Source organism: Corynebacterium sp. p3-SID1194 (assembly GCF_025144155.1).
Taxonomy (GTDB): domain Bacteria; phylum Actinomycetota; class Actinomycetes; order Mycobacteriales; family Mycobacteriaceae; genus Corynebacterium.
Map to the genome: position 1 here is coordinate 26,484 of NZ_JALXWY010000014.1, position 22,151 is coordinate 48,634.

The 22,151-nt window shown below is 63.5% G+C and carries 21 protein-coding genes; 4 read left to right on the forward strand and 17 right to left on the reverse strand.

All coding sequences use genetic code 11. The features are described 5' to 3' along the window. Window positions 1-37 precede the first annotated feature (37 nt). Together glgB and M3G19_RS09165 are read left to right on the forward strand one after the other, a co-directional pair. Window positions 38-2,254 carry a 1,4-alpha-glucan branching protein GlgB gene (gene glgB, locus M3G19_RS09160; protein WP_259902294.1) on the forward strand — a complete coding sequence of 739 codons (2,217 nt, stop codon included), beginning with the start codon at window positions 38-40 and terminating at the stop codon, window positions 2,252-2,254. A gap of 152 nt (window positions 2,255-2,406) precedes the next feature. Continuing rightward, the gene (locus M3G19_RS09165; RefSeq protein ID WP_259902295.1) at window positions 2,407-3,507 is read left to right on the forward strand and encodes an HNH endonuclease signature motif containing protein; all 1,101 of its coding nucleotides are present in this window, start codon (window positions 2,407-2,409) and stop codon (window positions 3,505-3,507) included. On the opposite strand, the gene M3G19_RS09170 is transcribed toward M3G19_RS09165, so the two are convergent. The 17 genes from M3G19_RS09170 to rho form a co-directional block, all read right to left on the reverse strand. Then, entirely contained in the window at window positions 3,504-3,779 is a 276-nt protein-coding gene (locus tag M3G19_RS09170; RefSeq protein WP_259902296.1) for a hypothetical protein, read from the reverse strand. The genes M3G19_RS09165 and M3G19_RS09170 overlap by 4 nt on opposite strands. 2 nt (window positions 3,780-3,781) lie before the next feature. Then, on the reverse strand, window positions 3,782-4,474 hold the full coding sequence (gene nucS / locus M3G19_RS09175; protein ID WP_259902297.1) for an endonuclease NucS: 693 nt from the start codon (window positions 4,472-4,474) through the stop codon (window positions 3,782-3,784). A gap of 53 nt (window positions 4,475-4,527) precedes the next feature. Further along, complete coding sequence (locus tag M3G19_RS09180) at window positions 4,528-4,995, reverse strand: DUF2550 domain-containing protein (RefSeq protein WP_259902298.1); 468 nt, start codon at window positions 4,993-4,995, stop codon at window positions 4,528-4,530. A gap of 116 nt (window positions 4,996-5,111) precedes the next feature. Further along, window positions 5,112-5,474 carry a F0F1 ATP synthase subunit epsilon gene (locus tag M3G19_RS09185; protein WP_259902299.1) on the reverse strand — a complete coding sequence of 121 codons (363 nt, stop codon included), beginning with the start codon at window positions 5,472-5,474 and terminating at the stop codon, window positions 5,112-5,114. Window positions 5,475-5,483: 9 nt separating this feature from the next. After that, window positions 5,484-7,034: a F0F1 ATP synthase subunit beta gene (gene atpD / locus M3G19_RS09190; protein WP_259902300.1), complete on the reverse strand. Its 1,551-nt coding sequence runs from the start codon at window positions 7,032-7,034 to the stop codon at window positions 5,484-5,486. Between the two features lie 3 nt (window positions 7,035-7,037). After that, window positions 7,038-8,012 carry a F0F1 ATP synthase subunit gamma gene (locus M3G19_RS09195; RefSeq protein ID WP_259902301.1) on the reverse strand — a complete coding sequence of 325 codons (975 nt, stop codon included), beginning with the start codon at window positions 8,010-8,012 and terminating at the stop codon, window positions 7,038-7,040. A 79-nt stretch (window positions 8,013-8,091) separates the two neighbouring features. Beyond that, window positions 8,092-9,771 (reverse strand): F0F1 ATP synthase subunit alpha, encoded by a 1,680-nt coding sequence (gene atpA / locus M3G19_RS09200; RefSeq protein ID WP_259902302.1) that lies wholly within the window; start codon window positions 9,769-9,771, stop codon window positions 8,092-8,094. A 9-nt stretch (window positions 9,772-9,780) separates the two neighbouring features. Further along, entirely contained in the window at window positions 9,781-10,614 is an 834-nt protein-coding gene (locus M3G19_RS09205) for a F0F1 ATP synthase subunit delta (RefSeq protein ID WP_210574715.1), read from the reverse strand. An 8-nt stretch (window positions 10,615-10,622) separates the two neighbouring features. After that, window positions 10,623-11,204 carry a F0F1 ATP synthase subunit B gene (locus tag M3G19_RS09210; RefSeq protein WP_259902305.1) on the reverse strand — a complete coding sequence of 194 codons (582 nt, stop codon included), beginning with the start codon at window positions 11,202-11,204 and terminating at the stop codon, window positions 10,623-10,625. A 47-nt stretch (window positions 11,205-11,251) separates the two neighbouring features. Further along, window positions 11,252-11,494, reverse strand: coding sequence for an ATP synthase F0 subunit C (locus tag M3G19_RS09215; protein ID WP_210574711.1), 243 nt, complete (start codon window positions 11,492-11,494; stop codon window positions 11,252-11,254). Between the two features lie 100 nt (window positions 11,495-11,594). Then, window positions 11,595-12,392, reverse strand: a complete 798-nt coding sequence (gene atpB, locus M3G19_RS09220; protein ID WP_210574704.1) for a F0F1 ATP synthase subunit A — start codon at window positions 12,390-12,392, stop codon at window positions 11,595-11,597. A gap of 308 nt (window positions 12,393-12,700) precedes the next feature. Next, entirely contained in the window at window positions 12,701-13,129 is a 429-nt protein-coding gene (locus M3G19_RS09225) for a hypothetical protein (RefSeq protein ID WP_259902306.1), read from the reverse strand. A gap of 11 nt (window positions 13,130-13,140) precedes the next feature. After that, window positions 13,141-14,280 (reverse strand): glycosyltransferase family 4 protein, encoded by a 1,140-nt coding sequence (locus M3G19_RS09230; RefSeq protein WP_259902307.1) that lies wholly within the window; start codon window positions 14,278-14,280, stop codon window positions 13,141-13,143. Further along, a complete protein-coding gene (locus M3G19_RS09235; RefSeq protein ID WP_210574699.1) occupies window positions 14,277-14,942 on the reverse strand; it encodes an L-threonylcarbamoyladenylate synthase in 666 nt (221 codons plus the stop codon). Before M3G19_RS09235 ends, M3G19_RS09230 begins: the two co-directional genes overlap by 4 nt. A gap of 31 nt (window positions 14,943-14,973) precedes the next feature. Beyond that, a complete protein-coding gene (gene prmC, locus M3G19_RS09240; protein WP_259902310.1) occupies window positions 14,974-15,828 on the reverse strand; it encodes a peptide chain release factor N(5)-glutamine methyltransferase in 855 nt (284 codons plus the stop codon). Then, window positions 15,815-16,894: a peptide chain release factor 1 gene (gene prfA, locus M3G19_RS09245; protein WP_259902311.1), complete on the reverse strand. Its 1,080-nt coding sequence runs from the start codon at window positions 16,892-16,894 to the stop codon at window positions 15,815-15,817. Before prfA ends, prmC begins: the two co-directional genes overlap by 14 nt. Next, window positions 16,894-18,756 (reverse strand): transcription termination factor Rho, encoded by a 1,863-nt coding sequence (gene rho / locus M3G19_RS09250; protein ID WP_259902313.1) that lies wholly within the window; start codon window positions 18,754-18,756, stop codon window positions 16,894-16,896. Before rho ends, prfA begins: the two co-directional genes overlap by 1 nt. Before the next feature lie 271 nt (window positions 18,757-19,027). Between rho and M3G19_RS09255 the strand changes: the two genes are divergently transcribed. Continuing rightward, entirely contained in the window at window positions 19,028-20,788 is a 1,761-nt protein-coding gene (locus tag M3G19_RS09255; RefSeq protein ID WP_259902314.1) for a long-chain fatty-acid--CoA ligase, read from the forward strand. Between the two features lie 68 nt (window positions 20,789-20,856). Then, entirely contained in the window at window positions 20,857-21,999 is a 1,143-nt protein-coding gene (locus M3G19_RS09260; protein ID WP_259902315.1) for a glycerol dehydrogenase, read from the forward strand. The last annotated feature ends 152 nt before the right edge of the window (window positions 22,000-22,151 follow it).

The following is a 22,151-nucleotide window of genomic DNA, read 5'->3' on the forward strand; positions in this document are numbered from 1 at the left end:
TCGAACGGATATCGACCGACCATTTATAAGGAACCCCATGACCTCCGGCTACGACGACACCCCCGCACAGCTGGAACCGGCGCACTACATCCCGGATGAGGACCGGCGCCGACTCCTCGAGTGCAAGCACCACGCGCCTCATGATTTCTATGGGTGGCACGCCACGTCGACAGGCTCTGTGATCCGCACGCGTCTGCTCGGCGCAACGCACGTGGAGGCGCTGATTCACAACCAGGGCATGCCCATGACCCCGATCGGCGACGATATCTGGGTCCTGCCTCTCGACGACGACCTTGCACCGGACTACCGCTTCCAGGTCTCCTACCCGGATGCCCCGCCCGTCATCATCGCGGACCCGTACCACTTCCTCCCCACCTTGAGCTCTTTCGACCTCCACCTCATCGGTGAGGGCCGCCACGAGCGCCTGTGGGAGGTCCTCGGCGCGAACCAGCACACCTACAACACCTCCATGGGCGAGGTGAAAGGCACGTCGTTCGCGGTATGGGCGCCGAATGCGCAGGGTGTCGCCGTCATTGGCGAGTTCTGCAATTGGAACCCGAACCAGTACCCGATGCGCACCCTCGGTTCCACGGGTATCTGGGAGATCTTCATCCCCGGCATCACACCTGGTACCGAGTACAAGTTCACGGTGCAGGGGGCGGATGGACGGGCCGTCGACAAGGCGGATCCGTTGGCGAAGCAAACCAAGACTCCCCCGGAAACCGTCTCCGTGGTCGCCGCTGCCGACGAATATGCGTGGACCGACCACGAGTGGATGGCCGCGCGCCCCGGCACCGACGCGACGAACGCCCCCATGAGCGTCTACGAGGTGCACATCGGTTCTTGGCGCGTCGGGTACGGCTACCGCGAGCTCGCCCGCGAACTCGTCCCCTACCTCGTCGAGCATGGCTACACGCACGTCGAATTCCTCCCCGTTGCCGAGCACCCCTTCGGCGGCTCCTGGGGCTACCAAGTCTCCGGCTACTACGCTCCCACCGCGCGGTGGGGGTCGCCGGAGGACTTCAAGTATCTCGTCGATACGCTCCACAACGCTGGCATCGGCGTGATCGTCGACTGGGTTCCCGCGCACTTCCCTAAAGATGAATGGGCACTGGCGCGTTTCGACGGCACCGCCCTCTACGAGCACCCCGACTGGCGCCGCGGCGAACAAAAAGACTGGGGCACCTACGTCTTCGACTTCGGCCGCAACGAAGTGCGCAACTTCCTCGTCGCTAACGCCTTGTACTGGTTCGAGGAGTACCACCTGGACGGCATCCGCGTCGACGCCGTCGCCTCCATGCTCTACCTCGACTACTCCCGTAACCCCGGCGAATGGCTCCCGAACCAATTCGGCGGCCGCGAAAACCTCGACGCCGTCCAATTCCTCCAGGAAGTCAACGGCACCGTGCACCGCACCCACCCGGGCGTGCTCACCATCGCCGAGGAATCCACCGCATGGCCGGGCGTGACAGCCCTGACCTCCGCCGACGGCCTCGGGTTCTCCCTGAAGTGGAACATGGGCTGGATGAACGACACCCTCGAATACTTCGCCCTCGACCCCATCCACCGCTCCTACCACCACCACGAGATCACGTTCTCCCTCGTGTACGCCTTCTCCGAGCGCTACGTCCTGCCGTTCAGCCACGACGAAGTCGTCCATGGCAAGGGCTCTTTGTGGGAGCGCATGCCCGGCGATGCCTGGAACAAGGCCGCCGGCGTGCGCAACCTGTACGCGTACATGTTCTCCCACCCCGGCAAACAGCTCATGTTCATGGGCTGCGAATTCGGACAGACCACCGAGTGGGCTGAGGCCGGCTCCATTAACTGGGACGACCTCGAGGGCTGGGACAGCGAGTACCACCACGGCATCCGCACCCTCGTGCGCGATTTGAACCACCTGTACCGCGACACGCCCGCCCTGTACAGCCAGGACAACACCCCGATGGGCTTCCAGTGGATCAAGGGCGACGATTCGCAGCACAATATCCTCGCCTACATCCGCTGGGGTGCGGACGGGACGCCGGTACTCGCCGTCATCAACCTGTCCGGCGCGTCCCACCCCGATTACCGCCTGGGGCTGCCGCGCGCCGGCGAGTGGGAGCTGATCCTCAACACCGACGACGCGCGCTACAACGGCGCGGGCCAACCGCTGAGCGACGCCGTCTCCACCGACCCCCACCCCTGGGACTCCTTCGAGCAGTCCGCCTCGTTCCACCTGCCGGCGATGAGCGCGCAGTTCTACCGCCTCCGCTAGCCCCTGGGCAGCACCCCACCAGACACGTGGGGCGCAGGGCCCGGCAGGTGTCACTCGGGCACCACAACGGCGTGAAAGGTTCCATGAAAATGCGCATTATAGTGCGCATTTGGCGCTTTACTCGGCCCCGGCGGGACGCTAGCGTTCGAGGCATGAACCTATTTAGAACACTGATCCAGACAATGTCGGGGGCGGCGATAGACGTCCTCGCGGACTTCGATAAGCAATTAGCGCTCGACGCGGGAATGGACCCGAACCGCGTCAGAGAGTGGGAAGGACTGCACGCGGTCTACTTCGGGAAAACGTCGTCACGCCAGAAACAACGCATCGCGCGCGAAAAAGCTCAGCGGAAGGGTTTCTCGCTCGATCAGCTCGTGCTCATCGAGCGGCGCATTAAGAAGGTCGCGTCGAACCGCACGCGCACCAAGCTGCGCCTCATGCTTCTCGACGCGACTGGGAACTACAAGGCTCTCGCCCGCCTCGCCAGGAAGATCGTCCCCGGCACAGAGAAGCCCCCGCGCAAACAGGTCACGTTCACCCGCTCCAAGGCAGGCTGCCGCACCATGACGGTCACCGCCAGCGATCGTGACATGTCGGACCTCGAACACGCGCTCATGACCGGTGTGGACACAACCAAGCCCGTAGCACCGCAGATGCTCGAGAATTTCCTGCGGCTCATGCGTGGCTATCACGCGGAAGGTAGTCCGCCGGAAGAAAGCGCGCACGGAGTCCCGTACGCCGTTCCGCGTCCGCTGCTGCTCATCCCGCTGCCCGACTGGGTGAAAATCCACCAAGGCAGGGGCGACGAGACGATACTGCAGCTCACGGACGGCACGTCTATAACCGGCGCGGAATTCCTCAACCAGCATTACGCGACAGCGGAAAACCACCTCGAGGCGGCCACGTTCCACCCGGAGGAAGGGGCGGTGAACCTGTACCGCGGGCGTCGATTAGCGAATGAGAAACAGCGAGTCCTCGCGCGCGCAACGAGCCCCGTGTGCCCCGTGCCCGACTGCCGCCACAGCGCAGACGCGTGCGAAATTCACCACATCACCGCGTGGAAGCACGGCGGCGAGACCAACATCGCCAACCTCGCGCCGCTGTGCCGCTACCACAACCGCGTCAACGACGACGACCCGGGACGCAACAAACGCGGGCGCATCGTGAACGTCGCGGGCACGCCCACCTGGCGCTCGCCGCGAGGCCGCATCGTGCCCAACACGCACGGCGCGATGCACACGCTGTTCGCTTAACGACGCTCCCAGCAGTGCCTATGCCAGTGCCTTCGATCGTCGCCCCTGCCGCCGGTGTCCCGCGGCCACGCCACGATATGCGACGCCCCAGGCGGAATGTTCTGGTTGCACCGCGGACACACGTAGTACTTCTGCGCCGAGGCCGACCCCATGTGACGGACTAAATAGATGTCCCCGTGCGGGCCGACCTCCTCGCGCGTGCCGTAATACGACCCGCCGTCGCGCGGTAAAGGACGCGTTTTCGGCGCGTATCGACGATTCCTCCGCGGCATCTCTAAAACAACCGCAACTCGTTGCTCTCAATGCCGCGCAGCTCGTCGTAATCGAGGGTGACACACCTGATTCCGCGGTCCTCCGCGAGCGTTTTTGCCTGCGGCTTGATCTCCTGGGCGGCGAATACGCCTTTCACGTCGCCAAGCAGTGAATCGCGGCTGAGCATTTCCACGTAACGCGTGAGCTGCTCCACGCCGTCGATATTGCCGCGACGTTTCACCTCGACTGCGATCGCCGTGCCGTTTGGGTCTTTCGCCATGATGTCTACCGGGCCCAGTGGCGTCGGGTATTCGCGGCGCACGAGCGTGTACCCCTCGCCTAGCACCGTGATGTGTTCCGCCAAGAGCTCCTGCAGATGGAATTCCACGCCGTCCTTGATCAACCCCGGGTCGACTCCGAGGTCGTAGGTGACATCCGAATGGATCTCCTCGACGGTCACGCGCAGCTGCTCACCCTTCGGGTTCTCCACGACCCACAGCTGCGCACCGGTCTCGTCCCCGTCGACGTCCACGATCGGTTCTTCCACGATCGTGCACGGAGGGGTCATCCAGTTCAACGGCTTATAGGCTCGGTCATCCGCATGCACCGACAACGAGCCGTCCGCCTTGACCATGATCAGACGGTCCGCGAGAGGCAAGTGCGCATCCAGGCGGCCGACATAGTCCACCGAACAACGGGCGATAACAAGACGCATAGTCCCCTACCCTAGCGCCGACGACGCGCCGCGCATCCCACGGCCCCCTTCGGCTAGAGATTGCCCAGGCTCGACCTGAACGCGCGATTGTGAAGCCTATTCATGTCCGTGCGCACCTGCCGCCTGTCCGGGGCAGACTCCACCCACGACACCAACGCCATGCCCGCATGGCGGTCCGTCGCGAACTCAAATTTGTCGCGCGCCGAAGAAAACAAAACGACCACCTCGACCCCGGGCATGAAATGCCGTTCGGTCTCAGTGGCCTGTCTATTGCCGTCAATCGACAGCATGGAACGATTCAGCTCCATATCCGCCGAGAAAGACAGCGAGCGCAGCTTGAAAAAGCGCATCGTTTCGCCGGTATATACAGCAATACCGTGGCGCCACCCATGCGTTCCCGTCGCTGGGAGCTTGCGCAGCAACGCCGGTGTGCCGTTATTCCTCACCGTCAGGAACCTCCACAACGCGCCGGCAAGCAGCACCACTACTACTGCGCCGAAGAGGAACCCGAGAAGCTTCATAAGGGTCCAGTTTAATGACAAGACCCATCATCTCTGAACCGTCGAAAGTTGTACCCCCCGAGAAAAGAAACCGCCCGGACCAAGCCAGTGGGCTCAGTCCGGGCGGAAAGGGAGAACTAGGCGTTGCCGCTACGTCGCAAAGCTGCTTGCTCTGCGTCGTGACGAGCCTTCGACGTCGGATCCTCCTCGTCGAACGCACCGTTGGCATCGACCTCATCGGCGAAGATCGCGTAGTCCGCCAGAATGGTGACCTTATTGCCAGTCACCGAGACGAACCCACCCTGGACGGCCGCGACGATCTTGTCGCCGTCGACCGGGGTGATGGTCACGACACCGTTTTCCTTGAGCTGGCCCAAGAACGGCTCGTGGCCGGGCAGCACGCCGATCTCACCTTCGGAGGTCTGGGCGGTGACAACCTTCGCGTCGCCAGACCACAACATGCGCTCAACCGAAACGAGGTGCGCGGTGATTTCAGCCATGAGCTACTCCTACTTCTCTTGCAGCTTCTTGTACGCAGCCTCGACGTCTTCCAGACCGCCGAGGTTGTTGAAGGCCTGCTCCGGGTAGTGGTCGAACTCGCCGGACGCGAGACGGTCGAACGCGTCGATCGTCTCCTCGAGCGGCACGTAGGAACCCTCGTCGCCGGTGAACTTTTTCGCGACGAAGAAGTTCTGGCCCAGGAAGCGCTGGATCTTACGAGCGCGCATAACGGTGATCTTGTCTTCCTCGGACAGCTCGTCCATACCGAGGATGGCGATGATGTCCTGCAGCTCCTTGTTCTTCTGCAGGATGTTGATCACCTTCTGAGCGACCGCGTAGTGGCGCTCGCCGACGATGCCCGGCTCCAGGATGCGGGAGGTCGAGGTCAGCGGATCCACAGCCGGGTAAATACCCTTCGAGGCGATGGAACGGGAGAGCTCGGTCGTCGCATCCAGGTGAGCGAAGGTCGTCGCCGGGGCCGGGTCGGTGTAGTCATCAGCCGGCACGTAAACGGCCTGCAGAGACGTAATCGAACGGCCCTTGGTCGAGGTAATGCGCTCCTGGAGAACACCCATCTCGTCAGCCAGGGTCGGCTGGTAACCCACAGCAGACGGCATACGGCCGAGCAGCGTGGACACCTCAGAACCTGCCTGGGTGAAACGGAAGATGTTGTCGATGAACAGCAGCACGTCCTGGTTCTGAACATCGCGGAAGTACTCCGCCATGGTCAGGCCGGACAGGGCCACGCGCATACGGACCCCGGGCGGCTCGTCCATCTGGCCGAAGACAAGGGCGGTGTCTTGAAGGACGCCCATGTCCTCCATCTCGAGGAAGAGGTCCGTACCCTCACGCGTACGCTCGCCGACACCGGCGAAGACCGACGTACCGGAGAACTCGCGTGCAATACGGGTAATCATCTCCTGGATGAGAACGGTCTTGCCCACACCAGCGCCGCCGAACAGGCCGATCTTGCCGCCCTTGACGTACGGGGTGAGGAGGTCGATGACCTTAATACCGGTCTCGAGAATCTCGGTCTTGCCCTCGAGGTCTTTGAATGCCGGGGGCTCACGGTGGATGCCCCAGCGCTCGCCGTCCTGGCCGACCGACGGGTCGTCCAGGCAGTCGCCCAGCGCGTTGAAGACGTGGCCTTTGACCTGGTCGCCGACCGGCACCGAAATCGGGTTGCCGGAGTCGACGACCTTGGCGCCGCGTACGAGGCCGTCGGTCGGAGCCATGGCGATGGTACGGACGAGGCCGTCGCTCAGGAACTGAGCGACCTCGAGAGTAATGGTCTTAGCCACTGCCTCGAGCTCGATGTTGGTCTGCAGAGCGTTGTAGAGCTCCGGCAGCTCGCCGCGCGGGAACTCCACGTCGACGACGGCGCCGATGACGCGCACGACGCGGCCGTTCTCGGAGCCCTGCGGGTTCTGCGTGCTCTCAGCGCTACGAGCCTGGGTGGCATTATCAGCGGCGTTCTCGACGGCACCGGAGGCTGCGACGTTGTCCTCAGCCCCGGTCGGCTCGTCGTTACGCCCATCAAAAGATTGAGCTGTAGTCATGTTCTAGTCACTTTCTCCGCTACCGGACAACGCGCCAGCGCCGCCGATAATCTCGGTGATTTCCTGGGTAATCTTCGCCTGACGGAGCTGGTTCGCTTCACGCGAAAGCTCGCCGGCAAGTTCGGTTGCGTTGTCGGTCGCGTTCTTCATCGCGGTGCGTCGAGATGCGGACTCCGCTGCCGACGCCTCCAGGAAGATCGAGTAGAGCGACCTGGAAACGTACGCGGGAAGCAGCTGCTCCATGAGCGTTTCTGCATCCGGCTCGAAATCCATGTCCGGCAACACATTACCGGACGTGCTCAACAGATCTTCCTGATCGAACTCAACGTCGTGGAAGACGGGCTCGATCGGAAGCAACTGGTGAACAGTAGCTTCTTGCGACAGCATCGACACGAACTTCGTGTACACAACGTGCACCTGGTCGAAGCCACGGACAGCCTGCCCCTCAGTGCTGCGCAGGCCGTTACGCCACTTCGCCTCACCCTCGGAGCTGGCTTCGAAGCCCTGGATCATGTGCTGGCGGACATCATGGGTGGACTCCCACGACGGATCCTGGGACCAGCCAGTCCACTCTCCCGCGATCTCCTGATCACGAAAGTCGTAGTGACTGACGCCCTTGCCGCCGGTGATATAGCGGACCACGTCATAGCCGTTGTCCCGGAGCATGCGCTCCAGTTCGCCAGCCTTCTTGAGCACGTTGTGGTTGTAGCCACCGGCCATGCCGCGGTCGGACGTGACCACGAGCATCGCCGCCACCTTGCCGTTTTCGCGTTCACGAAGCATCGGGTGATCCAGGTTGGTCGCAGAGACCAAGCGCTCCATCATGTCCTGCATCTCGTTGGCGTACGGCTGTGCCGCCTCAACGCGCTGCTGGGCTTTGGTGATGCGCGAGGTCGCGATCAGCTCCTGGGCCTTGGTGATCTTCTTCGTGGAATTGACTGACCTGATACGGTCACGCAGTTCGCGAAGTGTAGCCATGGTGTGTGCTCCTCCTTTCTCTTAAGTCGTAGTGAGTCGTATTCGCTCGTCTAGTTCGTCTAGCTTGCTCTGGACTGAACTAGTCGCGCTTCTGCGACTTACGAGAAACGTTGATCTGGTGCTTCGACACATCCGCCTCGTCGAGGGGCTTTGCCTCCGGCTCGCGGACGACGTGCTCCTCATTGGTCGGCTGGAAGGTGCGGGCGAAACGATCGTTGACCGACTTGAGAGTCTCCTTGGACTCGTCGGACAGCGCGGTGCCGCCTTCAACCTGCTCGTAGACCTCCGGAGCCTCAGCACGGACCGTCTCGTGCAGCTCTGCCTCGTAACGGCGGACATCTTCGACGGGAACGGAGTCGAATGCGCCCTCGTTGGCGAGGTAGATCGAGATGATCTGGTACTCGACCGGCTGCGGCGAGTTCTCGGACTGCTTCAGCAGCTCGACGAGGCGCTGGCCGCGCTCGAGCTGACGCTTGGAAGCGTCGTCGAGATCAGACGCGAATGCTGCGAAGGACTCGAGGTCGCGGTATGCGGCCAGGTCCAGACGCAGGTTACCGGCGACCTTCTTCATGCCCTTGGTCTGCGCTGCGCCACCGACACGGGACACGGAAATACCCACGTCGATAGCCGGGCGGACACCCTGGTTGAACAGGTCGGACTGGAGGAAGCACTGACCGTCGGTAATCGAGATGACGTTCGTCGGAATGAAGGCGCCCACGTCGTTCGCCTTCGTCTCGATGATCGGGAGAGCGGTCAGGGAGCCGGCACCGAGCTCGTCGTTAAGCTTGGCTGCGCGCTCGAGCAGACGGGAGTGCAGGTAGAACACGTCACCCGGGTATGCCTCGCGGCCCGGCGGGCGACGAAGCAGCAGCGAGATCGCACGGTACGCCTCAGCCTGCTTGGTCAGATCATCGTAGATGACCAGGACGTGGTTGCCCTGGTACATCCAGTGCTGACCCAGCGCAGCGCCGGCGAACGGAGCCAGCCACTTGAAGCCCGCGGAATCGGACGCCGGAGCAGCCACGATCGTGGTGTACTCCAGAGCGCCATTCTCCTCGAGGGTGCGGCGCACACCTGCGATGGTCGAGCCCTTCTGGCCGATGGCGACGTAGATGCAGCGGACCTGCTTCGTCTTGTCGCCGGTCTCCCAGTAGGCCTTCTGGTTGAGGATGGTGTCGATGCAGACCGCGGTCTTACCGGTCTTGCGGTCGCCGATGATCAGCTGACGCTGGCCACGGCCGATCGGGGTCATGGCGTCAATCGCCTTGATGCCCGTCTGCATCGGCTCCTCGACCGGCTGACGGTCGAGCACACTCGCGGCCTGAAGCTCGAGCACACGCTCTTCTTCGGCCTCGATCGGGCCAAGACCGTCGATCGGCTGGCCCAGGGGGTTGATTACGCGGCCGAGGAATTCCTCTCCGACCGGGATGGACAGGACCTCGCCGGTCCGTACAACTTTGTCGCCCTCAGTGAGGGTCTCGAAATTACCCAGCACCACAACACCGATCGTGTCGGTGTCGAGGTTCTGTGCGACGCCGATGACGCCGTTCGGGAACTCAAGCAGCTCGTTGGTCATGCAGCCCGGCAGCCCGGAAACCTGGGCAATGCCATCTGCAGCCGACGTCACCACGCCGACCTCCTCACGGGAGGCCTCCGCGGAGTAGCTCGAGGTGTAGTTCGCTATCGCGCTACGGATCTCATCGGAGGAGATCGTCAGCTCCGCCATGTTCTTCCTGCTCTCGGTAGATTGTTCCAGCATTTTTCGTCATTAGTAAGCCGTGTTGGCTGCCATGTCGGCACGCAGGCGCTGCAGTTTGCCGCGCGTGGAGCCGTCGATAAGCTCGTCGCCAACGCGGATGGTCACACCGCCGAGGAGGCTGGGGTCAACCTCGGAGTGGATGGCCATCTCGCGGCCGTAAATCTTGCCTAGCTTGTCTGCCAGTGCGTCACGCTGCGCATCAGTCAGCTCTGTCGCGGATGCGACCTCCGCAACCGTCTTGCCCGTCAACTCGGCGGACTCGCGGGAAACTGCGGCGATGTCGTCAACCGGGTTGTGCTCGGGGCGACCAATCACCTGCAGCGCAAGCGCCTCGGTGTACATGGTCACCTTGCCGTACAGGACGCTCGCCAGAAGCTGGCGCTTCTGGTCTGCGGTTGCGCGGCGGTCGGACAGCAGCTGGGTCAGCTCGCCCTCGCGCTCGAGAAGACGGGACAGTGCGAAGAGCTCGTTTTCAACGTGCTCGAGCTTGCCCTCGTTCTCGGCACCGCGGAGGAGCGCCCGGCGACCCAGGTGCACGAGTCCCTCGCGGAACTCGCGCGGGGTCGACCAGTCTTGTTCAGCAGCCTCCTTCAAAACGGTCAGGGTGGCATCCCCCACCTTGCCGTTGAAGACGTCGCTGATCATGCCCGAGCGCTGCTCCGGCTTCAGGGAGGTGTCTGCCACTGCGACACGCAGGGGGCGGTGGTTTTCGAGCTGGTCCACAACGAGGAACAGTTCGGTGCCCACCTGCGCTGCGGTGGAGACGGTGTCGCCAGCGTTGCGCAGAAATGCGTCCAGTTTCTCGGCAACCCGAGTCTGTGCTTCGCGGCTAGCTGCTTTCATGGACTACCTCACTTCCGCGTCGCCGAGCGGGCGGAGACGGTATCCAGCTGGCTCAGGAAGGAATCGATGGTGTTGGAGCGTCGGGTGTTGTCCGACAGTTCCTCACCAAGCAGTTCCTCTGCCAACGTGATGGAGTTCTGGCCCAGGTCGTTGCGAAGTTCAGCGATGACCTGCTCGCGAGAGGCCTGGAGCTGCTTCTCGCCGTTTTCGACGATGCGGCGGGACTCTGCCTCTGCGTTGGCGCGGGCTTCTGCCTCGATCTCCTTGCCCTTCTGGCGGGCTGCTTCGCGGATTTCGGCGGCTTCGGCGCGTGCCTCAGCGAGCTGTGCGTTGTTCTTCTCCAGAGCAGCCTTGGCCTGTGCCTGAGCGGACTCGGCGCGCTCAATGCCGCCCTTGATCTTGTCTTCGCGCTCGGCGAGGACTTCCTGGAACTTCGGAAGCACGAACTTCCAGAAGAGAAGGAAGACGATGAGGAAGACAACGAGGGACCAGACGAGGTCGTAGTTCTTGGGCAGGAGGATGGAGTTTCCGCCCTCGAGCGGAAAGTCCTCGGCCCCCTCGGCCGCAAGTAGGTAGATGACGTTCGTCATTGGTTGCTCCTGTACTAAAAGGTTTACGAGTTAATGTGCGTGTTCTTTTAGAACAGGAAGCCGGCGACGAAGCCGATCAGGGCGAGCGCCTCGACGAAGGCGATACCCAGGAACATCGTGGTGCGCAGCTGGCCAGCCATCTCCGGCTGACGTGCCATGCCCTCGACGGTCTTGCCGACGAGAATGCCGATGCCCAGGCCCGGGCCGATGGTGGCGATGCCGTAGCCGATGGCGCCGAGACCGGTGTACTTGGTGGCGTCTGCTGCCTGCGCGAGGATGATGTCGTTCATGGAAAGTCGTTCCCTTTCTTGGTGCCCGTGCCGTCTGCGGCCCGGGCTTTGACGTTGTGAGTGGGGTTATTCAGTTGACCGTGTGTCAGTTCGCGCCTGACTAGTGCGAATCTGCGTGCAGCGCCAGTTCGATGTACACCGCGACCAGAAGGGCGAAGATGTACGCCTGCAGGAAGATGACAATCAACTCGAACAGGGTGAACAGGACCGCTGCGACCAGTGTGAGGCCACCCATTGCCGTCCAGCCGTTGAGCTGCCAGAAGAAGAAGTTCGTGGCGGAGTACAGCATGACGAGAATGATGTGGCCGGCCAGGAAGTTCGCCATGAGACGAAGAGCCAGGGTGACCGGACGCAGAATGAATGTCGAGAAGAACTCGATCGGCACCACCAGGAGGTGGAGCACGGGTGGCAAGTTGGGGATCACGAGCGAGTGCTTCACGTATTTGCCAAATCCGTAGCGCGATGCGCCCGCGTAGATCATGGTGAAGTATCCCACCAGCGCGAGCACAATCGGTAGACCGATTCGCGAGCTCGGCGAGATGTTCAACCCCGGAATGATCGTGGCAACGTTCATGAAGAGGACCGTGAAGAAGATGGTCGCGATTACCGGAAGGAATCGGCGGCCTTCTTTCTTGCCCAAGATGTCTTCGGCGATGTGCAGACGGACGAAGTCCACTGCGAGCTCACCGAAGTTCTGCAGACCTTTGGGAACCAGCTGGGGTTTCCGGAAGGCCAGCAGGAAAAGGATGATCAGGACGGCCGCCATGAACAGGCGGACGATCATGATGCGATCCAGCGCGAACCAACCACCGAGGAAGTCTTCCCCGATGATGTGGCCGTAGTATTGCCCCGGGAAAAATTCTGGGTCCAATTCGGGTGCGTGGAAGCTGCCCCTCATGGCCAAAGTTGTAACGCTCAGCGTTCTCTCCCGTTCTCGGGCCGCACTCTTTGGAAGTGCGGTGCGATGGACGTCTTCATTTCTGCTTTCCGCGGCGGATTCCGTCGCACATCAGCTACCGCGGTGCAGGGGACTTTTAGAGGTGATTACCCCATTAAGGCGTAGCTCTCCTCTTCTAACCCGCGATTAGCCTATCAGCAGATGGGGCGAATCGGGCACGTTGGGGGGAGGTTGTTGCGGGGCTTTATTCAGGCTGGGCGTATGAGCAGGTGTGGGCACCATTCAGGATGCTGTTAGCTGAGTCACAGCTACCCGACGTACATAGACCGAGTCGTCATGATTCCCCAGACTTCAGAAGCAAGGACGAAAACGAGAGCTGCGATGGTGGTCACCCCGAATGCGGCGGTGTCGTAGAAGTCCATCGTGCGCAGCCACATCATCAGGCCGATCAGGACTAAAAGCTTGACTAGCCAGCTTCCAAGGACGACAGCCATGGTCATAGACGGCGTGGTGTTCGCGGTCGCGAGGACGGAGATGACGGTCAGGAGGACGAAGCCGCCGCCGACGGCTGCACCGAGGAGCACTCCCCAGATGCCGGGCAGGTCACGTGCGGCGCCCCAGGCCGCGAGAGAGACGAGGGTGAGGACGATCAAAGCACCAGTGCCCAACTTCAGTGCACGCTTGAGCGGAGCTTGGGGGTCTTCGTACTCGGGGACGTCTTTAGCTTCTGTATTCACAGATGCTCATGCTACCGCGCGGGTCCGATCTTTCCTTTCATCGCGGGCACGGCGGTAGCGGCGGCAGCGAACAGGATCGCGGTGATGAGCAGCGCGGCGGCATAGCGCGACGGAATGACGGAGAAGCTCACTGCCCCGAACGCGATCGCGGACACCCACATGTACAGCACAAGAACGGTACGGCGGTGGGTGTGGCCGAGCGCGAGGAGGCGGTGGTGAATGTGCTGACGGTCGGCGGCAAACGGGCTCTTGCCCTGGGACACGCGGCGGATAACGGCCATGATGAGGTCGATGACAGGCAGCGCGACAGCGGCGACCACCACGATAAACGGGCTGATGAGGGCGACGAAGTCGGCGGTCCCGTAGAGCGACATGTTGATTTTGCCGGACGCGGAGATCGATGCGGCGGCGAGCAGCAACCCGATGAGCATGGCGCCTGAGTCCCCCATGAAGATCCGCGCGGGTTCGTAGTTGTGCGGCAAAAAGCCGGCGCACATGCCCACGAGCGCAGCGCAGATGATGGCGGGCGGATAGGCGGAGACAGCGCCGCCTTGATCGTGAAGCACGGTCAGCGAGAACACGAGGATGGCGGCGCCGGCGATCATGCCGAGTCCGGCTGCCAGTCCGTCGATGCCGTCGACGAAGTTGAAGGCGTTGATGAGCATCACGATGATCAGCGAGGACACAATAACGCCCTGCGCCGGGTCGAGAATCAATGTCGTTCCGCCGCCGAACGGCAGATAGAAGACATTGAAAGACAGCCCCATCACCGACATGGTCACTGCGGCGACGACTTGGCCGAAGAATTTGGAGAGGGCGCCGAGCTCGTAGAGGTCGTCGATAATTCCGACGACCACGATGAGGAAGGCTCCCACGACCACGGCCGTCATCTCGGGGGTCACGGGAGCGAACCCGCGGGTGAGCGCCGGCAATTGCATCGCCAGGTACACAGCGGACAAGAAACCGGTGAACATGGCCACGCCGCCGAGGCTCGGGGTGGGCTGGGTGTGCACGTCTCGCTCGCGGATCTCGGCGATCCGGCCGGTCCGAACGAGGAGGGAGCGAATAGGACCCGTAGCTAGGAAGCTGAGCACCGCAGCGACGAGGATGACCAGCCCCAGCTCTCGTAGAGGGACGCCTGATCCGGTCACCGGTCTTTCCGCCTCAGTTGCTCCGGGTCAAGGTTCAGGACCTCACCAATGCGTTCCGGGCTCACGGCGCCCTCGCGGAGAATCACCGGGGCGGGACCGGAGATATCCAGGATGGTCGACGGCTCCCCCACCTGCGCGGTGCCTCCGTCGAGGTAGGTCTGCACGGCCTCACCGAATTGGTCGCGTGCGCCAGCAGCGGACACCGGCGGGGCCTGCCCCGAGATATTGGCGCTCGACACAGCCATCGGACCGACTTCGCGGAGCAGCTCGATCGCAACGGGCTGCAGGGGCATGCGCAACAGGACGGTGCCGCGGGTGTCGCCAAGATTCCACGGCAGCGACGGCGCCTCGGGCACAACGAGGGAAAGCCCGCCGGGCCAAAACGCCTCGACCAGCGTCTTCGCAGTATCCGTGAACTCGCGCACCAGCCCCTGAATCGTGGTCCACGACCCCACGAGAACAGGCACGGGCATATCAGGGCCGCGACGCTTTGTAGCAAGGAGCTTTGCGACGGCATCCGGATTGAACGCGTCCACCCCGATCCCGTAGACCGTGTCAGTCGGCAACACCACGCACTGCCCCGCGCGAACTGCCTTTACGGCGGCGTCAATGCCGTCCTTGCGCCCCTGGGGGTCAAGGCAGTCGTAGATTCTGCTGGGCATTGAAGTGGTGCTCCTTAAGAGATGAAAGAGGTCAGTTTGTCCGTAGCTTACTCGCCGTGACGAAACGGTCGCGCCCCGTGAGGTCGGGCATGTTGCGGATATTTTCAAAAGAACCGTCTGCTTCGACCAGTTCGCGGGTGAGCGCGGCTGTCGTGTCGTCGTGCTCGATGCCGAGTTTCCCGCCCGGGGCGAGCAGCCGCGCCGCGACAGGAATGAGCCCGCGGATAGCGTCCATGCCGTCGTCGCCGGAGAAGACGGCATCCAGTGGGTCGCGGTAGACTTCCGGTTCGAGTTCACCGGATTCTTCCGGCACGAACGGCACGTACGGCGGATTGGCGACGATGAGGTCGACGGTGCCGGTCAGCTCGGACAGCAGGTCCGGGTCAGTCATGTCGCCCTCGATGATCCGCACGTTGGAAAGCGCGGCGGAGTTGTCGCGGGCAGCTTGAGCAGCGACGGGAGATTTCTCCACCCCGATAACGAGTTCGGGACGCGCCCGCTCGGCGATATAAATCGCCAGCGCACCGGAACCGGTGCCCAGGTCGACGACGGTGCCGGTCGGTGCCTGCCCCACCGCCCACTCGGCGAGCACCTCGGTCTCCGGGCGCGGGATGAACACGCCCGGGCCGACCTTCAAATCGTGCACTCCAAAGGCGGCGGTACCGAGAATGTGCTGCAGCGGCTCACGCTCAACGCGGCGGGCGATAAGGGCCGCGTAGTCCGCCTCGAATTCAGGCGTCGGCTCGGCCAAAATCAGCTGAGTTGCGGGCACACCGAGAAGGTGGGCGGCGATGAGGCGGGCATCGACGTCGGGGGAGGCAACGTGGGCGTCGATAAGCAATTGCGTGGCGTTATCGATCGCTGAGCGAAGGCTACTCTGCTTCAAGTCGCTCCTGGCGCTCGTGGGTCTGGAGCGCGGTGATCAGATCGTCCATGTTGCCGTCGAGCACGGAGTCGAGGTTGTTCGCCTTGAAACCGATGCGGTGGTCCGAGATGCGGTTCTCCGGCCAGTTGTAGGTGCGGATGCGCTCCGAACGGTCCATGGTGCGGACCTGGGAAGCGCGGCCTTCCGCTGCCTCGGCCTCGGCCTTTTCGCGCTCGGCCTGCTCGAGACGGGCCTGGAGAACCTGCATCGCACGCGCGCGGTTCTGGATCTGGGAACGCTCCTTCTGACACGTGACCACGATGCCCGTGGGCAGGTGCGTGATGCGCACGGCCGAGTCCGTCGTGTTGACGCCCTGGCCGCCCTTGCCGGAGGAACGGTACACGTCGACGCGGATATCCTTCTCGTCGATTTCCACCGCGCCGACTTCCTCTGTCTCCGGGAAGACGTACACACCAGCTGCCGACGTCTGGATGCGGCCCTGCGACTCCGTCACCGGGATGCGCTGCACACGGTGGACGCCGCCCTCGAACTTCAACTTCGACCACGCGCCGTCACGCGACGGATTCTTCATGGTCACCGAGACAGTCATGTCCTTCACGCCGCCCAGGTCGGACTCTGCGACGTCGAGAACATCCCAGCTCAGACCCGCCTTCTCGGCGTACTTCTGGTACATGCGGGCGAGGTCGCCGGCGAACAGAGCGGCCTCTTCGCCGCCCGCACCGGCCTTGATCTCCATGATCACGTCGTCGGCGTCGTGCTCGTCGCGCGGTGCGAGCAGGTCAGCGAGCTCCTCTTCGAGGCGGACAATCTCGCCTTTAAGGCGCGTGGCCTCCTCCGCGAACTCCTTGTCCTCGGCTGCCATCTCCGCGGCGGCCTCGTGGTCCTCGCGGGCCTGGTTGAGATCGTTGTTGACGTTGATGATCGGCTGCAGCTGCGCGTAGCGCTTGGACAGCTTGCGGAAGAGATCCTGGTCGCCGACCACTTCCGGGTCGCTCATCTGGGCTTGGATGCCCTGGTACTCGGAGACGTAGTCGTCGACAAGCGAAACCTGCGATTTCTCTGCCATTACTGGTATTCCTCCGTCTCCTGGTCCGCGGCCATCGGTGCGGATTGTGCCACGCCGACGAGGAATTCGCCGTTGTTCTTCGTCTTCTTCAGCTGCTTGATCAGCATGTCAATGGACTGCTGCGGATCGAGCGCGGAGAGGATACGGCGCAGCTTGTGCATGATGCGCGCCTCCTCCGGGCTCATGAGCAGCTCGTCCTTGCGCGTGCCGGACGGGTTGACGTCCACGGCCGGGAAGACGCGGCGCTCAGCGATCTTGCGGTCCAGCTTGAGCTCGGCGTTGCCGGTGCCCTTGAACTCCTCGAAGATGACGGTGTCGCCTGCCGAACCGGTCTCCACCATGGCGGTGGCGATGATGGTCAGCGAGCCGCCTTCCTCGATGTTGCGGGCAGCACCCAGGAAGCGCTTCGGCGGGTACAGCGCGTTCGAATCGACGCCGCCGGACAGGATGCGGCCCGATGCCGGCGACGAGTTGTTGTACGCGCGGCCCAGGCGGGTGATGGAGTCGAGCAGGACCACGACGTCCTGGCCCATCTCCACCAGGCGCTTCGCGCGCTCGATCGCCAGCTCAGCCACGGCGGTGTGCTCGCTCGGCGGGCGGTCGAAGGTGGAGGCGATCACCTCTCCCTTGACGGAGCGCTGCATGTCGGTGACTTCCTCGGGGCGCTCGTCGACAAGCACGACCATGAGGTAGCACTCCGGGTTGTTGTGCGCGATCGCGTTGGCGATATTCTGCAGGATCGTCGTCTTACCTGCCTTCGGCGGGGAGACGATCAGCGCGCGCTGGCCCTTGCCGATCGGCATGACCAGGTCGATCACACGCGTGGTGAGGATATTCGGCTCGGTTTCCAGACGCAGACGCTGATTCGGGTACAGCGGGGTCAGCTTGTGGAATTCCGCGCGCTGCTTCGCCTCGTCCACCGTCATTCCGTTGATCGTGTCCACGCGCACCAGCTGGTTGTAGCGGTGGCGGTTACGGCCGTTGCCGTGCGTGTGCCCCTGGCCGTTCGCACGGACCTGGCCGATCACCGCATCGCCCGAGCGCAGGCCGCAGCGGCGCACCAGGTTGTTGTTGATGAACACGTCCGCCTGGTTCGCCCGGTACCCCGTCGTGCGCACGAATGCCGCGTTGTTGTCGACAATGTCGACGATGCCCGCGACCTCCTGCAGCTCCTCCGGGTCCAGGTCCTGGCCGTTGTTGTGGTTCTGGTTGTTGCCGCCACCACCGTTGTGGTTGTCGCGATTGCGGCGGTTGCGGCGGTTGCGGCGTCCGCGACGGCCGCCCCCGCCGCCATTTCCGCCGTTACCGCCGTTACCGCCGCCGTCGTGGTTGTTTCCGCCGCCGCGGTTGTTGTTGCCGTCTCCGCGGTTGTTCCGATCGCCACGGTCGTCGTGGTTGTCTCGGTTGTCACGGTTATCGCGGTTATCGCGGTTGTCGCGGTCGTTCCGGTCGCCCCGGCTATCGCCGCCACGGTCGTCGCGGGAGTCGTGAGATTCGCGGGAGTCCCGGTTAGCAGAGCCGTCGTCAAGCTTCTGCTCGTGCTTGGCGCGGTTGCGGCGCGCGCGGCGAGCGGCGGAGCGGGATTCGTAGCGCTGCTCGTCGCCCTTATTGTCGTCGCTCTTCTCGGCCTTTTTGTCGTCTTTCTTCGGAGCTTCAGCAGCGCCGGCGTTGTCTGCGGCGGCTTGCTCGCTGGCGCGCTGACGTGCGCGCTGCGGGACGGTGCCCGTGGTGATGGCTTGGATCAGCTCGCCCTTGCGCAGGGCGGACGTGCCGCGCAGGCCTTTTTCGGCGGCGATCTTGCGCAGCTCCGGAAGCTTCAGCGATGCGAGGTCCTGGCTCGCGGCGTTACCCGTATCGGTCACGGATGTCCTTTCGTCATATTCGTGCGACGCTGTGTTTTCACGCGGTTGTCCCCACTCTCGGCCGACAGGCGATCAAAGCCCGCAATATATAAGGGGCGGAGGTGGTGCACGCTAGATCGGAGACGCGCTGCATGCGGAAAAGCTAAGGGCATGGGCGGAATCTGGAGGCGAAAAGCGCCTCAGCTCGCGATCTTGTTCGACAGTGTAGCGGACGCGCGCAAAATGCGGTTCACCAACCCGCGCTAAAGGGGGCCACGGTAGAGTGAGCTGCATGCTTTCCACCATGCAGGAAGTGCCGTTTTCCATCGGGCGCATTCTCGAATACGGGGCGTCGGTGCACGGGACCACGAAGGTGACCACGTGGCGCAACGGCGAGGCGGAGGAGACCACGTTCGCGGCGGTCGGTGCGCGCGCGGCGGCGTTCGCGCATGCGTTGGAGGACCACCTGGGCATCGACGGGGACCAGCGGGTGGGCTCGTTGATGTACAACTGCGCGGAGCACCTCGAGGTAATGTTCGCCGCGTCGGCGAAGGGGTCGGTGTTCGTGCCGCTGAACCTGCAGTTGATGGAGGACCAGATCGCGTACATCGTCAACCACGCGGAGATCGAGGTGCTCGTCGCGGATCCGCGCCTCGCGCCGAAGGTGGGCCGCATTGTGGAGGAATGCCCGACGGTGCGTGCCGTGTGTTTCACGGGGCTGACAGATTTGAGCGCCGAGCGCGCCGCGGTCCCGGACAGGGTCGAGGTTTACTCGTACGAATCGCTTCTCGACGGCGCGTCTACCCTCTACCCCTGGCCCGAACTCCCCGAAAACACGGCCGCGGCGATCTGCTATTCCACCGCGACGAGCGGCCCGCCGAAGGGAATCGCGTACTCGCACCGGTCTATCTGGTTGACCGCGATGAGCCTGCGTGCCACGGATTCGCTGGCGATCACCCACGGTGAGTCGTTCTTGTGCTGCATCCCGATCTACCACGTGCTCAGCTGGAACGTGCCGTTCTCCGCGTTTTTGGCGGGCACTCCCCTGGTGCTGCCTGATTCGGATATGTCGGCGCCGACGCTGGCGAAGCTGATCGCTGGCACGCACCCACGCGTGGCGCACGGCGTGCCCACCTTGTGGATTCAGCTCATGGTGCACTACCTGCACAACCCGCCGGAGCGCATGTCCTTGACGGAGATCTACGTTGGCGGCTCCCCTGCCCCGCCTGCACTGATCAAGGTGTGGGAGGAACGCTACGGCGTGGACATCATCCACGTCTGGGGCATGACCGAGACCTCCACGGTGGGCACAGTTGCTCGTCCCCCATCGGGTGCTTCCGGCGAGCGCCGCTGGGCCTACCGCATCTCGCAGGGTCGCTTCGCCCCGTGGCTGGAATACCGCGTGGTCAACGACGGCGGCATCGTCTCCCGCACCGACCGTAACGACGGCGAGATCCACGTCCGCGGAAATAATGTCATCGCGTCGTATTACTGGCCGTCGAATCCGGAAGCAGCAAAGCGCGTATCGACGTTCCGCGGCGAGCCCGTCCCCACATCCGACGACTCCTTCACCGAGTCAGGCTGGTTGCGCACCGGCGACGTGGGCACCGTGACCTCTGACGGATTCATGACTCTCTACGACCGCTCCCGCGACGTCATCCGCTCCGGCGGCGAGTGGATCTACTCCGCCCAGCTGGAGAACCTCATCATGGAGTCCGACGAGGTCGTCGAGTGCGCCGTCATCGGCTACCCCGATAAGACATGGGGCGAGCGCCCCCTAGCCATCACCGTCCTCCACGCCGACGTCACCCCGACGATCGACGTGGCCAAGAAGCTCCGCAAGGACCTCGCTGGCGAGCTGCCCACCTGGATGGCTCCCGAGTACTGGACTTTTGTCAGCTCGATCGACAAGACGTCGGTGGGCAAATTCGACAAGGTGGATCTACGCTCGCACTTGGCCAAGGACGAATTCGACATCATCACCCTGCCCGGCCCCGGCACCCGAACCACAGAGGATTCTGGCTCCAACTCCGACGCGGCAGCCCCCGATTAGTCTGGCTCGCCCGCCGACGCTTCGCCGGGCAAAAACGCATGTCACGAGATCGGCGTACCGTTGGGGCTATGGCACAACACGACATTTTCTCTTCCCCGTCCCGCTACATCCAAGGCAAGGGTGCAATCGCCGACCTCGGCGAGCACCTGAAGAAACTCGGCGAGAACCCGCTGCTGGTGTCGGATGACACGGTGTGGGGGATCGTCGAAAAGCAACTTACTGAAGGCTTCGAATCCGCAGGTCTTCCCGTCAACCGCGTAGGCTTCGAGAAGTTCGCGACCGCGAAGGCCATCGATGGCCTGGTGGAAAAGATCAAGGCCGAGGGCCACGACATCATCGTCGGTATCGGCGGCGGTTCGGCGATCGACGCCGCGAAGGCCGCCGGCTTCGACGCTGACATCGTGTGGGCCAGCGTTCCCACCGCCGCGTCCTCCGACGCCCCGACCTCGACGCTCGCCGTGATCTACACCGAGGACGGCGCGTTCGACGAGTACCGCTTCTTCCCGAAGAACCCGGACGTCGTGCTCATCGACACCCAGCTCGTCGCTGGTGCACCGGAGCAGTTCCTCGTTGCCGGTATCGGCGACGCCCTGGCCACCTGGGTTGAGGCACGCGCCGCAGCCAAGGGCAACGGCACCACGATGAATGGCGGCCACCCGACCCGCGCCGGCGCTGCCCTGGCGAAGTTGAGCTGGGAGATCCTGTGGGAGCACGGCCTCGCTGCTCTCGATGCCGTCCGCTCCGGCGTGGTCACCCCCGCGCTCGAAGCTGTCGTCGAGGCCAACACCCTCCTGTCCGGCCTCGGCTTCGAGTCCGGCGGCCTCGCCGCAGCCCACGCCATCCACGACGGTCTCACCGCCGCCGAGCAGACCCACGGCCTGTCCCACGGCCAGAAGGTCAACGTCGGCACCTGCGCCCAACTGATCATGGAGGGTGCCGACGCCCAGGAGATCGAGGACTTCATCGAGTTCACCACCAAGGTCGGCCTGCCCAATACCCTGACCGAGATCGGCCTCACCCCGGATGACGCCGACGAGCTCGAGGCCGTGGCCAAGGCCGCTACCGCCGAGCACGAGACCATCCACAACATGCCGTTCCCGGTCACCCCGGAGATGGTCATCGAGTCCCTCATCGCCCTCGAGCGCATCTCTCGCCGCGTCCGCGAAGACCGCGGCCTGCCGGAGCCCGTCAAGTACGAGGCCAAGCACTAAGCAGCTTTCGCTTTACGACGCCTAAACCGCCCCGCCCCAGTCTTCCTGGGCACGGGGCGGTTTCGTCTGTTTCCAGCAATCTGTCTTCGCTGGCCTTGGTGTCCCCTATGCTGTCTGCACTATGCGATGCCGATTCCCGGCGAGCCTCGACC

What these genes read in the sequence shown, in the direction of transcription:
- glgB (WP_259902294.1), top strand. Translation starts at nt 38, where the DNA reads ATGACCTCCGGCTACGACGACACCCCCGCACAGCTGGAACCGGCGCAC.
- M3G19_RS09165 (WP_259902295.1), top strand. Translation starts at nt 2,407, where the DNA reads ATGAACCTATTTAGAACACTGATCCAGACAATGTCGGGGGCGGCGATA.
- M3G19_RS09170 (WP_259902296.1), bottom strand. Translation starts at nt 3,779, where the DNA reads ATGCCGCGGAGGAATCGTCGATACGCGCCGAAAACGCGTCCTTTACCG.
- nucS (WP_259902297.1), bottom strand. Translation starts at nt 4,474, where the DNA reads ATGCGTCTTGTTATCGCCCGTTGTTCGGTGGACTATGTCGGCCGCCTG.
- M3G19_RS09180 (WP_259902298.1), bottom strand. Translation starts at nt 4,995, where the DNA reads ATGAAGCTTCTCGGGTTCCTCTTCGGCGCAGTAGTAGTGGTGCTGCTT.
- M3G19_RS09185 (WP_259902299.1), bottom strand. Translation starts at nt 5,474, where the DNA reads ATGGCTGAAATCACCGCGCACCTCGTTTCGGTTGAGCGCATGTTGTGG.
- atpD (WP_259902300.1), bottom strand. Translation starts at nt 7,034, where the DNA reads ATGACTACAGCTCAATCTTTTGATGGGCGTAACGACGAGCCGACCGGG.
- M3G19_RS09195 (WP_259902301.1), bottom strand. Translation starts at nt 8,012, where the DNA reads ATGGCTACACTTCGCGAACTGCGTGACCGTATCAGGTCAGTCAATTCC.
- atpA (WP_259902302.1), bottom strand. Translation starts at nt 9,771, where the DNA reads ATGCTGGAACAATCTACCGAGAGCAGGAAGAACATGGCGGAGCTGACG.
- M3G19_RS09205 (WP_210574715.1), bottom strand. Translation starts at nt 10,614, where the DNA reads ATGAAAGCAGCTAGCCGCGAAGCACAGACTCGGGTTGCCGAGAAACTG.
- M3G19_RS09210 (WP_259902305.1), bottom strand. Translation starts at nt 11,204, where the DNA reads ATGACGAACGTCATCTACCTACTTGCGGCCGAGGGGGCCGAGGACTTT.
- M3G19_RS09215 (WP_210574711.1), bottom strand. Translation starts at nt 11,494, where the DNA reads ATGAACGACATCATCCTCGCGCAGGCAGCAGACGCCACCAAGTACACC.
- atpB (WP_210574704.1), bottom strand. Translation starts at nt 12,392, where the DNA reads ATGAGGGGCAGCTTCCACGCACCCGAATTGGACCCAGAATTTTTCCCG.
- M3G19_RS09235 (WP_210574699.1), bottom strand. Translation starts at nt 14,942, where the DNA reads ATGCCCAGCAGAATCTACGACTGCCTTGACCCCCAGGGGCGCAAGGAC.
- prfA (WP_259902311.1), bottom strand. Translation starts at nt 16,894, where the DNA reads ATGGCAGAGAAATCGCAGGTTTCGCTTGTCGACGACTACGTCTCCGAG.
- M3G19_RS09255 (WP_259902314.1), top strand. Translation starts at nt 19,028, where the DNA reads ATGCTTTCCACCATGCAGGAAGTGCCGTTTTCCATCGGGCGCATTCTC.
- M3G19_RS09260 (WP_259902315.1), top strand. Translation starts at nt 20,857, where the DNA reads ATGGCACAACACGACATTTTCTCTTCCCCGTCCCGCTACATCCAAGGC.